The organism is Comamonas sp. UBA7840, from assembly GCF_002501455.1.
Lineage (GTDB): Bacteria > Pseudomonadota > Gammaproteobacteria > Burkholderiales > Burkholderiaceae_C > Comamonas > Comamonas jiangduensis.
Genome location: NZ_DLTI01000006.1, coordinates 1 through 12,520 on the forward strand (window position 1 = coordinate 1; position 12,520 = coordinate 12,520).

Genomic DNA, 12,520 nt, shown 5'->3' on the forward strand with positions numbered 1-12,520 from the left:
TCTGCGTGGAAATCAACACACGCCTGCCTGGATCAGCAAGCGTACGGCTTCCACATGGCCACGCTCCGCCGCCGGAATGAGCGCCGTGCCCTGGTAGCGGTTCAGGCTGCGCAGATCCGCGCCGTGCGCCAGCATCAGCTGCAGGATATCCAGATGGCCCCGTGCCCCGGCGTACAGGTAGGGGCTATCCTGGATCTGGTCTTTGGCATTGACATTGGCCCCGGCCTCGATCAAAGCCCGGGCGGCAGCCACATGGTTGTGGAGGGTGGCCACCAGCAGCGGGGTCTGGCCTGCGGCATTGCGCGCCTCCAGAGGCGCGCCGCAATCCAGCAGGCGCCGGATCTCGGCCGGATGGTTGGCCGTGACCGCTGCAAACAGCGGCGCGGCCTGGGTGCAGGGCTCGGCCGCCAGCCCGGGCGCCACAACGCTGGCGCACAGGGCCATCCCCACCAGCCAACGGATTGTTCGCAACATGCTGCTCCTTGGTCCACAAATCTTTGAGTACCGATGCTAACGCGCCCGACACGGCTGCGCAGTCAACGCCACGATGTCCTCCGCAACGCGGAGTGCCCCATCACTGCCTGCATAAAAAAAGCCTGCCACGCGATGCGCAGCAGGCCTTGGCTTGCAGCTGGAACGACTTAGACGTTCACGCCCTTGGCCACTTCAGCGTACTCTTCGATCTGGTCGAAGTTCATGTAGCGGTAGACCGATGCCTTGTCGGCATCAATCACGCCCATTTCCTTGAGGTACTCTTCCTTGCTAGGCAAGTAACCCAGACGCGAGGCAATCGCAGCCAGTTCGGCCGAGCCCAGGAACACGTTGGTGTTCTTGCCCAGACGGTTGGGGAAGTTACGGGTCGAGGTCGAGATCACGGTCGCGCCTTCACGCACCTGGGCCTGGTTGCCCATGCACAGCGAGCAGCCGGGCATTTCGGTGCGGGCACCTGCAGTGCCGAACGCAGCGTAATGGCCTTCCTTGATCAGCTCGTCCTGGTCCATCTTGGTGGGAGGTGCCACCCACAGCTTGACCGGAATGTCGCGCTTGCCGCCCAGCAGCTTGGCTGCAGCACGGAAGTGACCGATGTTGGTCATGCACGAACCGATGAAAGCTTCATCAATCTTGGTGCCGGCCACTTCAGACAGGAACTTGGCGTCATCCGGATCGTTCGGGCAGCAAACGATAGGTTCTTTGATGTCAGCCAGATCGATTTCGATGACGTGGGCGTACTCAGCGTCCTTGTCGGCTTCCAGCAAGTTGGGCTGTGCCAACCAGGCTTCCACCTTTTCGATACGGCGCTGCAGGGTCTTCGCGTCTTGGTAACCGTCAGCGATCATGTTCTTCATCAGAACGATGTTCGAAGTCAGGTATTCCTTGATGGGCTCAGGGTTCAGCTTGATCGTGCAACCAGCCGCCGAGCGCTCGGCCGACGCATCGGACAGTTCAAACGCTTGCTCCACCTTCAGGTCAGGCAAGCCTTCGATTTCCAGAATACGGCCCGAGAATTCATTGATCTTGCCGGCCTTGGCGACCGTCAACAAACCTTGCTTGATGGCGTACAGCGGAATGGCGTGCACCAAATCGCGCAGCGTCACGCCGGGCTGCATTTCGCCCTTGAAGCGCACCAGTACCGACTCAGGCATGTCCAGGGGCATCACGCCAGTCGCGGCGCCGAAGGCCACCAGACCGGAGCCTGCGGGGAAGGAGATGCCGATGGGGAAACGGGTGTGCGAGTCACCACCAGTGCCGACGGTGTCAGGCAACAGCAGGCGGTTCAACCAGCTGTGGATCACCCCGTCGCCAGGGCGCAGGGCCACGCCGCCACGGTTGGAGATGAAGGCTGGCAGTTCGCGATGGGTCTTCACGTCCACAGGCTTGGGATAAGCGGCTGTGTGGCAGAAAGATTGCATCACCAAGTCGGCAGAGAAGCCGAGGCAAGCCAGGTCTTTCAGCTCGTCGCGGGTCATCGGGCCGGTGGTGTCTTGCGAACCCACAGTGGTCATGCGGGGCTCGCAGTAGGTGCCGGGGCGCACGCCTTGGCCTTCGGGCAAACCAACCGCACGGCCCACCATCTTTTGCGCCAGCGTAAAGCCAGCATTGGTAGCGGCAGGGGCTGTGGGCAGACGGAACACGGTCGATGCGGGCAGACCCAAGAATTCACGGGCCTTGGCAGTCAACGAGCGGCCAATGATCAGGTTGATACGGCCACCAGCGCGCACTTCGTCAAACAGCACGTCGCTCTTGAGTTGGAACTCAGCGACGGTTTCGCCGTTCTTGGTGATCTTGCCGTCATAGGGCAGCACGTCGATGACGTCGCCCATTTCCAGCTTGGACACGTCCACTTCGATGGGCAGCGAACCCGAGTCTTCTTGGGTGTTAAAGAAGATAGGTGCGATCTTGCCACCCAGCGTCACACCACCAAAGCGCTTGTTAGGCACGAATGGGATGTCTTGGCCAGTGGCCCAGACGATGGAGTTAGTTGCCGACTTGCGCGACGAGCCCGTACCGACCACGTCACCCACATAAGCCACCAGATGCCCCTTTTTCTTCAGGTCTTCGATGAACTGAATGGGGCCGCGTTTGCCGTCTTCTTCGGGCTTGAAGGCCGCGTCAGGACGGGTGTTCTTGAGCATCGCCAGATAGTGCAGCGGGATGTCTGGACGGCTCCAGGCATCGGGTGCGGGCGACAGGTCGTCGGTATTGGTTTCACCGGGCACCTTAAACACGGTGACAGTGATTTTCTTTTCTACTTCAGGGCGCGATGTGAACCACTCGGCATTCGCCCAGCTTTCCATCACTTCCTTGGCCTTGGCGTTACCGGCCTTAGCCTTGTCTGCCACGTCGTTGAAGAAGTCAAACATCAGCAATGTCTTCTTCAGTGCATCGGCAGCCACAGAAGCCACCTCAGCATCATCCAGCAGCTCGATCAGAGGATGCACGTTGTAGCCACCAACCATGGTTCCCAGCAACTGCGTTGCCTTGGCCTTGGAGATCAGACCCACTTTAAGATCGCCGTGCGCAACAGCAGCCAAAAAAGATGCCTTGACCTTGGCGGCATCGTCTACCCCCGGAGGCACACGGTGGGTCAGCAAATCCAGCAGGAATTCTTCTTCACCACCAGGAGGAGTCTTGATCAGTTCGATCAGTTCAGCGGTTTGCTTGGCGTCCAGCGCCAAAGGGGGGATGCCCAGTGCGGCGCGCTCGGCCACATGGTCACGGTAGGCTTTCAACATGGTTCTCTCTCCATTGGTTTTCTAAGAGTGGGGCAGCGTTTTACAGCGCTTTGGCTCCTGAAGTTACTTTCCAGGAGCATCCAGCAAGCTGGGTGGTGGGCTTTTTTTGATGGCCTCTGCCACCTGAAGTTGTTCGGGGCTCATGCATTCATCCGCAAGACGTTTACCTTGCTTTTGGTTCATCAGCATGGATTTATTGGCAATTTGCAACCAGACAGCGCCAGATTTCTGGTCTTCCAAACGCACGACACCAGTGCTTGTGCCCACAGGAGCCATATGGAAGTTAAAGCCATTACCGCTGACCAAAAAGTGGCCTGCGTTGCTGCCATCTTTGGTCACGCTGACGTGCTGGCCCAGTTCACATGCGATACGGCCTGTGTGCACTCGATCGGCCAAAGCAAGCTCGTCAGCGTTCAGCAAACGGGGTGCCAGCACTGCCGCTGCGGCAGCACCTGTGGCGACCGTAGCGGCAGCCGCTTTTTTGCGGGGTGCAGCCGTTGTTTTGTTAACGGATGTGGTCGCTTTTTTCGTTGTAGTTGCAGCTTTGGTTGCAGCAGGCTTGGTGGTGGTCTGCGCCTGCGCAGTAGTTACCAAAGCGAATGCAGGAGCAATCAGCAAAACGGAGGCAATCAGTTGTTTCATGCGAACTCCAGCGGGAATAAAAAGTAATTTGTTTAACATGTGCTGCACACTCATACAGCACTCCTATCCAACCATTGTCGCGCTTGTTCTGGCAAAGTCATGCCAGTGCGCTGTGCACGCTCGAGCAACTGCCAGTAATAACGGTAACTGGCCCGATCGTGCAGTACACCGTGATAGCTGATAGGCGCCCAATCTTCCTGAGCGGCGGCAAGCAAAATATCGTTGGCCTCTTGGACTTCTTGGACTGCTGGCGCAAATGCCGCCAAGATGGGGCGTATTTGGGCAGGATGAATGCTCCACATCCTGGTGTACCCAAGTTCACGATTAGCCTTAGTCGCCGCTGCCTGCAGCGCTTCGGTATTTTGAAATTCAGTCACCACACAGTGCGACGGCACCTTGCCGTGCGCATGGCATGCTGCCGCGATCTCTAGCTTTGCACGCACCACCAATGGGTGTGCAAACTGGCCTTGTACTCCCATCGCGGCGCTTGGAATGGCGCCCGCGTGCGCAGACACGTAGTCCATCAGACCAAAAGACAAGCTTTGCACACGCGGATGCGCTGCAATCTCAAAAGCCTGCTCTACCGCAGCAGGAGACTCAATCAGCGCATGCACAGGAACATGCGCAGCTGATGCGCGCTCCAGTGCACGCACGGCTTGCAAGATGTCATCCACGGACTCCACTTTGGGCAGCATGATGTGCGAGAGCTTGTGCCCAGCCTCTCCGGCAATGATGGCGATATCCTCTTCAAACGCAGCATGATCTACCGCATGCACACGAGCAGCCACCCGGCAGCCATCTGGGGATGCCTTCAGCAAGCTGGCAACAAGCTGGGCATGTGCTTTTTCTTGTCCAACTGCAGCACCATCTTCGCAATCTAAAGTGACGTCAAAAACACAAGCCCCGAACTCTTGCAGCATCTGCTGCTGCAACTCAAGGCTTTTGCGCATACGAACTTCCACACCGCTGTAATGATCACAAACGGGCAGCAAGTTGGCAGCAGCTTGTGCGCCCAACAAGATCTCGCGGGGATGGGTTCTGGTACGCATGAGTGAAAAAATAAACAGAGCGCACTTCGCATGGCAGCACAGAGCCCGCCCGTGCTGTTGTTTGAAGAAACACCTTTTGCTCAACCAGCCGCTAGCATGTTGTGCAAAAGATTTCTCTTGCTTGACACCCATGGCCCTTTGCAGCGCCATGGGGAAATCACACAGAGGTGATGGTTGTGCTTACAGCAGGTGCTTCACACCGTCTTGCTCACCTTGCAGTTCAGCCAAGGTCTTGTTGATGCACTCTTGCGAGAATGCGTCAATTTCCAGACCTTCCACAATCTTGTATTCGCCGTCAGGCGTAGTGGTCACAGGGAAGCCGAACACGATGCCAGCAGGAATGCCGTACTCGCCGTTCGAGGGCACGCCCATCGTCACCCATTCGCCGTTAGAGCCCAAGGCCCAGTCACGCATGTGATCGATGGCAGCGTTGGCAGCCGAAGCGGCAGACGACAGACCGCGTGCATTAATGATGGCCGCGCCGCGCTTGCCCACGGTGGGCAAGAACACGTCTTTGTTCCACTCTTGGTCGTTGATCATTTCCTTGACCGACTTGCCGTTCACAGTGGCGAAACGGTAGTCCGCGTACATGGTGGGAGAGTGGTTGCCCCACACGGTCAGCTTCTTGATGTCGCCAACCTTGAAACCAGCCTTGGCAGCCAGTTGCGACGCCGCGCGGTTGTGGTCCAGACGCAGCATGGCAGTGAAGTTTTTCGCTGGCAGATCAGGCGCGGACTTCATGGCGATGTAAGCGTTGGTGTTGGCGGGATTACCCACCACCAGCACCTTCACGTTGCGCGAGGCCACGGCGTTCAATGCCTTACCTTGGGCTGTGAAAATTTGTGCGTTAGCAGCCAACAAGTCAGCGCGCTCCATACCGGGGCCACGAGGACGTGCACCCACCAGCAAGGCGTAATCCGTGTCCTTGAAGGCTTGCAGAGGGTCGCTATGCGCTTCGATACCCGCAACCAGAGGGAAGGCACAGTCTTCCAGCTCCATAATGACGCCCTTCAGCGCGTTCTGAGCCTTCTCGTCAGGAATTTCGAGCAGTTGCAGAATAACGGGCTGATCTTTGCCCAGCATTTCGCCGGATGCGATACGGAACAACAGGGCGTAACCAATTTGACCTGCGGCGCCGGTGACGGCAACTCGGACGGGCTTCTTGCTCATGGTGAAAACTCCAGATTTCGGAAATAAACAGTTGTCGGCGCACTGTTGCTCCAGCATCTGTAACCAGTAGCCCGTGCTCCGTAAACAGGCACGAAGTGTACTCTTGATTTTGTCTTCCAGTCAATTTGTCTTATGTCTTATATAAGATATGATCTCGACCGAGCTCCAACAGAACAAACAGGCTCAAAATTCGCATCCGGAGGCCTTGAACTCTCGAACACCCTTATGTCCTCATCGCAACCCCCTTCATCCGACAGTGCTTTTGGCAGCAACACCGCTTCTTCTGCACTGACTCCCGCTTTCAGCCCGCTGTACCAACAGATTAAAGGCTTGATTCTTCAAAGCCTGCAGGCTGGCGAATGGCGCCCCGGAGAGTTGATCCCCAGCGAAATGGAGCTAGCCGCCCGCTTCAAAGTCAGTCAAGGCACTGTGCGCAAGGCGATTGATGAGCTGGCAGCTGAAAATTTGGTCATGCGCCGCCAAGGCAAAGGCACATTTGTGGCCACCCACTCAGCACAGCAGGTGCAATATCGCTTCCTGAAGCTGCATCCCGATGTCGGCGATCTGGAAGGCGAAGGCCGAGCTCAGCGCACCATCTTGGAATGCAAACGTCTGCGCGCACCTGCAGAAATCGCACGCCTGCTCGCATTACGCAGCGGAGACACCGTAGTTCAAGTGCGACGCGTTTTGGCTTTTAGTGGTATCCCGACTATTTTGGAAGACATTTGGCTCCCTGGACAGGCTTTCAAAGGCCTGACAGTCGAACAAATGGCCAGCTACAAAGGCCCCACTTATGCCATGTTTGAAGGAGACTTCGGCGTGCGCATGGTGCGGGCGGATGAAAAATTGCGCGCCGTACTTCCCGACCCAGCGCAAGCGGAGCTACTGAACGTATCGCCCCAGACACCACTACTGAGTGTCGAACGTCTTGCTTATACCTACAACGATATTCCCATGGAGTTACGACGCGGTATCTACAGAACTGACACACATCACTACAAGAACGCCTTGAGCTAATCATCAGAGTTACAAGGCGATAAAAGGAAACAATCGCGCAGCCACCAAGCAACCGCTGCGTGGGTGCAATAGAATTTTAAATCTTTTGCTCCGCGCGATTACCACGCAGTTACATCCACGAAAGCACCCCCGCCATGACAGAGCTTGAAAAAAAGAAGCGGCCTGAGTTCCGCAACATCAATGTTTTAGAAGGATTGCCACACAAACTGCCCGTTGGTGGTTATGTATCCATTCTTCACCGTATCAGCGGGATGCTGATGTTTGTCCTGTTGCCATTCGTAATCTGGATGCTGGACGCCTCCTTGTCTTCCGAATTTTCCTTCGCGAAGTTCAAGTCGGCCTTTACGGAAGGTTGCGGCTTCATCCCTGGCTGGTTCATTACTTTGGTTGCGTTGGCCATTATCTGGGCTTACCTGCACCATCTGATGGCGGGTTTACGCCACCTGTTCATGGATATGAACCACAACCTGGTCAGTAAATCCTTCGCCAAGTCTTCTGCCATCACCGTACTGACCTTGAGCATCGGCTTGACCGTGATCTTGGGCGCCAAGCTGTTTGGTCTGTACTAAGCATTAGAGGAATAAATCATGTCAGTAAATTACGGCTCCAAGCGCACCGTCGTTGGCGGTCACTACGGTCTGCGTGACTGGTTGGTGCAGCGTGTTACAGCAATCTTGATGGTGATTTTCACCGCTGTTGTTTTGACACAAGTGATCTTCGCGCAAGGCGAAATTGGTTACGAACTGTGGGCAGGCATTTTTGCCGCCCAGTGGATGAAATTTCTCACCTTCGCTGTGATCGTTGCCATGATCTGGCACGTCTGGGTGGGTGTACGTAACGTCTGGATGGACTATGCCAAGTCTGTGGCCCTGCGCCTGACTTTGCACGTGGTGTCCCTGATCTGGCTGGTCGGCTGCACTGGCTGGGCTTTGCAGGTTCTGTGGCGTTTGTGATCGGCGTTAGACCGCCTCCACGATTGAAAGTTAAGAATGAGCTATACCAAAGCAAATATCACCAAGCGCAAGTTTGACGTCGTTATCGTCGGCGCTGGCGGCTCCGGTCTGCGTGCTGCCCTTGAACTGTCACGCGCAGGTTTGAGCGTTGCCTCCTTGTCCAAGGTTTTCCCTACGCGCTCGCACACCGTGGCAGCCCAGGGTGGCGTGTCCGCATCGCTGGGCAATATGTCCGACGACAACTGGCACTATCACTTCTACGACACCATCAAGGGTGGCGACTGGCTGTCTGACCAAGACGCTGTGGAATTCATGTGCCGCGAAGCTCCCAAAGTGGTTGTGGAACTGGAGCACTTCGGCATGCCGTTTGACCGTAACGCCGACGGCACCATCTACCAGCGCCCCTTCGGCGGCCACACTGCCAACTACGGTGAAAAGCCCGTACAACGCGCCTGTGCCGCTGCTGACCGCACTGGCCACGCCATGCTGCACACGCTGTACCAGCAAAACGTCGCTTCCAAGACCAACTTCTTCGTGGAGTGGATGGCGCTGGACCTGATCCGCAACCAACAAGGTGACGTCGTTGGCGTCACCGCGCTGGAGCTGGAAACCGGTGATCTGTATGAGCTGCACGCCAAGGCCGTGCTGCTGGCCACGGGTGGTGCAGGCCGCATCTTTGCTGCTTCGACCAACGCCTTCATCAACACCGGTGATGGCCTGGGCATGGCTGCCCGTGCAGGCATTCCTTTGCAAGACTTGGAGTTCTGGCAGTTCCACCCCACTGGCGTAGCCGGCGCTGGCGTGCTGCTGACTGAAGGCTGCCGCGGCGAAGGCGCGATTTTGCTCAATAGCGAAGGCGAGCGCTTCATGGAGCGCTATGCACCTACGCTCAAGGACTTGGCACCTCGTGACTTCGTGTCGCGCTCGATGGACCAGGAAATCAAGGAAGGTCGTGGCTGTGGTCCTAACAAGGACTACATCCTGATGAAGTTGGACCATCTGGGTGCAGACACCATCCGCAAGCGTCTGCCTTCTGTGGAAGAAATTGGTCACAACTTCGCCAACGTGGACATCACCAAGGAACCTATTCCTGTGGTGCCTACCATCCACTACCAGATGGGTGGTATCCCCACCAACATCCACGGCCAAGTGGTCACTTGGGACGGTGAAAAGAACAACGTGGTCAACGGTTTGTACGCAGTGGGCGAGTGCGCGGCGGTTTCCGTGCACGGTGCCAACCGTCTGGGTACCAACTCGTTGCTGGACCTGCTGGTCTTCGGCAAGTCTGCCGGCAAGCACATCGTGAAGTTTGTGGGCGGCTACGGCGAATACCAAGACATGCCCGCTGACGCAGCGGATCGCACGCTGGAGCGCCTTAACCAGCTGGACAACTCCACCGAAGGCACTTACGCCCAGGACTTGGCGGGCGACATCCGCTCCACCATGCAGCAACACGCTGGTGTGTTCCGTACGCAAAAGGGTATGGACGAAGGCGTGGTCAAGGTCAACGCGCTGCGCGAGCGTGTGGGTTCGGTCACGCTGAAGGACAAGTCCAAGGTGTGGAATACCGCCCGCATGGAAGCCCTGGAAGTGGACAACCTGATCGAAGTAGCCCAAGCCACCATGACTTCGGCAGCTGCGCGCAAGGAATGCCGTGGCGCACACACCGTGTACGACTACGAGCATCCTGCCGATCACGCTGAATTCCCGCTGGGCCGCAATGACAAGGAATGGCTCAAGCACACGCTGTGGCACAGCGCCACCAACAGCTTGACCTACAAGCCCGTGAACATGAAGCCGCTGACCGTGGAAAGCATTCCACCCAAGGTTCGTACGTTCTAACCCAGCAGCCCACGAGAGAAGATTACTATGAAGCGCACATTCAAAATCTATCGCTACGATCCGGACAAAGACGCCAAGCCCTACATGCAGACTGTGGAAGTAGAGCTGGATGGCCACGAGCGCATGTTGCTGGACGCCCTGGTCAAGCTCAAGGCCATGGATCCTTCCATCGCGTTCCGTCGCTCGTGTCGCGAAGGTGTTTGTGGCTCTGACGCCATGAACATCAACGGCAAGAACGGTTTGGCATGCTTGACCAACATGAACACCCTGCAAGGTGACATCGTGTTGAAGCCCCTGCCTGGCCTGCCAGTCATCCGCGACTTGATCGTGGACATGACCCAGTTCTTCAAGCAATACCACTCGATCAAGCCTTATCTGCAAAGCGATATCTACGCTACAGAAAACAAGGAGCGCCTGCAGTCGCCCGAAGAGCGTGAAGAGCTCAACGGCCTGTACGAGTGCATCTTGTGTGCCAGCTGCTCGACCAGCTGCCCCTCGTTCTGGTGGAATCCAGACAAGTTCGTGGGCCCTGCTGGCTTGTTGCAGGCTTACCGCTTCATTGCGGACAGCCGCGACACCGCCACCAGCGAGCGTCTGGACAACCTGCAAGACCCCTACCGCTTGTTCCGTTGCCACACCATCATGAACTGCGTGGATGTGTGCCCCAAGCACCTGAACCCCACGAAGGCGATTGGCAAGATCAAGGAGCTGATGGTGCGCCGCGCCGTCTAATCCATGAGCGAGCTGGACACCCTCCTCGAAGAGAAAGAACGCGACTTGCTACGGTGGCGCAGCCGCCGTGGCTTGGTCGAAAACGATCTCTATATCGAGAACTTTTTTGCCTGCTATGGCAACCAATTGACGCGGAGACACGCAATTGGTTTGTCTGCCTTGATGGACTTGGCAGACAACGATCTGATGGACCTTTTCCTGCGCCGTAAGGAGCTGGAAGGGGCCTTAGACACCCCTGAAGTTAGAGAAGTGCTGCAAATGGTGCGCAAGCCCGTTTGAGACGCACACCTTAAAAAAAGGCCCGCCAGGCAGGCTGGCGGGCCGATCAGAGAAGGAAGTTGGAAATGAAACTCGCTGACAACAAAGCAACCCTGTCATTCAGCAACGGCGCACCTAGCGTTGAACTGCCCGTTTACCAAGGCAATATCGGCCCCGATGTCATCGACATCCGCAAGCTGTACGGCCAAACGGGCATGTTCACCTATGACCCAGGCTTCCTCTCTACAGCGGCTTGCCAGTCTGCCATCACGTACATCGACGGCGACAAGGGCGAGTTGCTGTACCGCGGCTACCCCATTGAACAACTGGCCAAGAACTGCAATTTCCTGGAAACCTGCTACCTGCTGCTGTACGGTGAGCTGCCTAACGAAGCCGAGAAGGCCAAGTTTGAAGAGACAGTGACCCAGCACACCATGGTGAACGAGCAGATGCAGTTCTTCCTGCGTGGCTTCCGCCGTGACGCACACCCCATGGCCGTGCTGACTGGCCTGGTGGGCGGCATGTCGGCCTTCTACCACGACAGCACTGACATCACCAACCCTGAGCACCGCAACATTGCCGCGATCCGTTTGATCGCCAAGATGCCTACGCTGGTGGCCATGGCTTACAAGTACGGCATCGGTCAGCCTTACATGTACCCCAAGAACGATCTGTCGTACGCAGGCAACTTCATGCGCATGATGTTCGGCAACCCTTGCGAAGAGTACAAGGTCAACCCCGTGGTGGAACGTGCGCTCGACCGCATCTTCATCCTGCACGCTGACCACGAGCAAAACGCTTCGACTTCCACCGTGCGTCTGTGCGGCTCGTCGGGCACCAACCCCTTCGCGGCCATTTCCGCTGGCGTAGCTTGCCTGTGGGGCCCTGCCCACGGCGGCGCCAACGAAGCTTGCCTGAACATGCTGGAGAACATCCAGGCCAACGGCGGCATCGCCAAGGTCGGTGAGTTCATGGAGCAAGTCAAGGACAAGAACAGCGGCGTGAAGCTGATGGGCTTTGGCCACCGCGTGTACAAGAACTACGACCCCCGCGCCAAGCTCATGCAAGAGACTTGCAACGAAATCTTGTCCGAGTTAGGTCTGGAAAACGATCCGCTGTTCGCGCTGGCCAAGAAGCTGGAAAAAATTGCCCTGGAAGACGACTACTTCGTGCAGCGCAAGCTCTACCCCAACGTGGACTTCTACTCCGGCATCGTGCAGCGCGCCATTGGCATTCCAGTGAACCTGTTCACCGGCATCTTTGCGCTGGCACGCACCGTGGGCTGGATCGCTCAGCTGAACGAGCAAATGGGTGACCCCGAGTACAAGATCGGCCGCCCTCGCCAGCTGTTCACCGGCTCTGTCGCTCGCGACGTCAAGCCTATCGGCCAGCGTTAATCGCACCGGCTGCCCTTGTGGCAGCTTGGCTCTAGCGCTCGAACCCGCATGCTGCAAAGCCTGCGGGTTTTGTTTTGATAGCTACCAGCGCTTACCAAACAATGTTTCCCGATAGATTTATGCTTTAAATCTATGAATAACTAGCGCTAACAGCTCCTGTTTTTAATAGCCAAACCCGCACTAACGCCCACGCGTTGTTCACGCACTGAACCGCCCCGGGTTTTGAG

At 57.0% G+C, this 12,520-nt stretch carries 11 protein-coding genes and 1 pseudogene; 7 read left to right on the forward strand and 5 right to left on the reverse strand.

The genetic code is table 11. From position 1 onward, the window contains the following. Positions 1 to 18: 18 nt before the first annotated feature. The 5 genes and pseudogenes from B3R00_RS01355 to B3R00_RS01375 form a co-directional block, all read right to left on the reverse strand. A pseudogene (locus B3R00_RS01355) lies at positions 19 to 444 on the reverse strand (ankyrin repeat domain-containing protein); the annotation flags it as partial. Positions 445 to 641: 197 nt separating this feature from the next. Beyond that, a complete protein-coding gene (gene acnB / locus B3R00_RS01360) occupies positions 642 to 3,233 on the reverse strand; it encodes a bifunctional aconitate hydratase 2/2-methylisocitrate dehydratase (protein ID WP_286997000.1) in 2,592 nt (863 codons plus the stop codon). A gap of 63 nt (positions 3,234 to 3,296) precedes the next feature. Further along, positions 3,297 to 3,875, reverse strand: a complete 579-nt coding sequence (locus B3R00_RS01365; RefSeq protein ID WP_286997002.1) for a hypothetical protein — start codon at positions 3,873 to 3,875, stop codon at positions 3,297 to 3,299. Positions 3,876 to 3,925: 50 nt separating this feature from the next. After that, positions 3,926 to 4,924, reverse strand: coding sequence for an HpcH/HpaI aldolase/citrate lyase family protein (locus B3R00_RS01370; protein WP_286997003.1), 999 nt, complete (start codon positions 4,922 to 4,924; stop codon positions 3,926 to 3,928). A 180-nt stretch (positions 4,925 to 5,104) separates the two neighbouring features. Then, on the reverse strand, positions 5,105 to 6,094 hold the full coding sequence (locus B3R00_RS01375) for a malate dehydrogenase (RefSeq protein ID WP_219162346.1): 990 nt from the start codon (positions 6,092 to 6,094) through the stop codon (positions 5,105 to 5,107). 225 nt (positions 6,095 to 6,319) lie between these two features. On the opposite strand from B3R00_RS01375, the gene B3R00_RS01380 reads away from it, so the two are divergent. The 7 genes from B3R00_RS01380 to B3R00_RS01410 all read left to right on the forward strand — a co-directional run bounded on the left by B3R00_RS01380 (position 6,320) and on the right by B3R00_RS01410 (position 12,293). Next, a complete protein-coding gene (locus tag B3R00_RS01380) occupies positions 6,320 to 7,111 on the forward strand; it encodes a GntR family transcriptional regulator (protein WP_286997009.1) in 792 nt (263 codons plus the stop codon). Positions 7,112 to 7,245: 134 nt separating this feature from the next. Further along, entirely contained in the window at positions 7,246 to 7,680 is a 435-nt protein-coding gene (sdhC, locus tag B3R00_RS01385) for a succinate dehydrogenase, cytochrome b556 subunit (protein ID WP_174863154.1), read from the forward strand. A gap of 18 nt (positions 7,681 to 7,698) precedes the next feature. After that, positions 7,699 to 8,064 (forward strand): succinate dehydrogenase, hydrophobic membrane anchor protein, encoded by a 366-nt coding sequence (sdhD, locus tag B3R00_RS01390; protein WP_286997005.1) that lies wholly within the window; start codon positions 7,699 to 7,701, stop codon positions 8,062 to 8,064. Positions 8,065 to 8,100: 36 nt separating this feature from the next. Next, positions 8,101 to 9,906: a succinate dehydrogenase flavoprotein subunit gene (gene sdhA / locus B3R00_RS01395; protein WP_286997006.1), complete on the forward strand. Its 1,806-nt coding sequence runs from the start codon at positions 8,101 to 8,103 to the stop codon at positions 9,904 to 9,906. Between the two features lie 27 nt (positions 9,907 to 9,933). Beyond that, on the forward strand, positions 9,934 to 10,638 hold the full coding sequence (locus B3R00_RS01400) for a succinate dehydrogenase iron-sulfur subunit (RefSeq protein ID WP_174863151.1): 705 nt from the start codon (positions 9,934 to 9,936) through the stop codon (positions 10,636 to 10,638). 3 nt (positions 10,639 to 10,641) lie between these two features. Beyond that, positions 10,642 to 10,917 carry a succinate dehydrogenase assembly factor 2 gene (locus B3R00_RS01405; RefSeq protein WP_286997007.1) on the forward strand — a complete coding sequence of 92 codons (276 nt, stop codon included), beginning with the start codon at positions 10,642 to 10,644 and terminating at the stop codon, positions 10,915 to 10,917. 65 nt (positions 10,918 to 10,982) lie between these two features. Next, positions 10,983 to 12,293: a citrate synthase gene (locus B3R00_RS01410; RefSeq protein ID WP_174863149.1), complete on the forward strand. Its 1,311-nt coding sequence runs from the start codon at positions 10,983 to 10,985 to the stop codon at positions 12,291 to 12,293. The last annotated feature ends 227 nt before the right edge of the window (positions 12,294 to 12,520 follow it).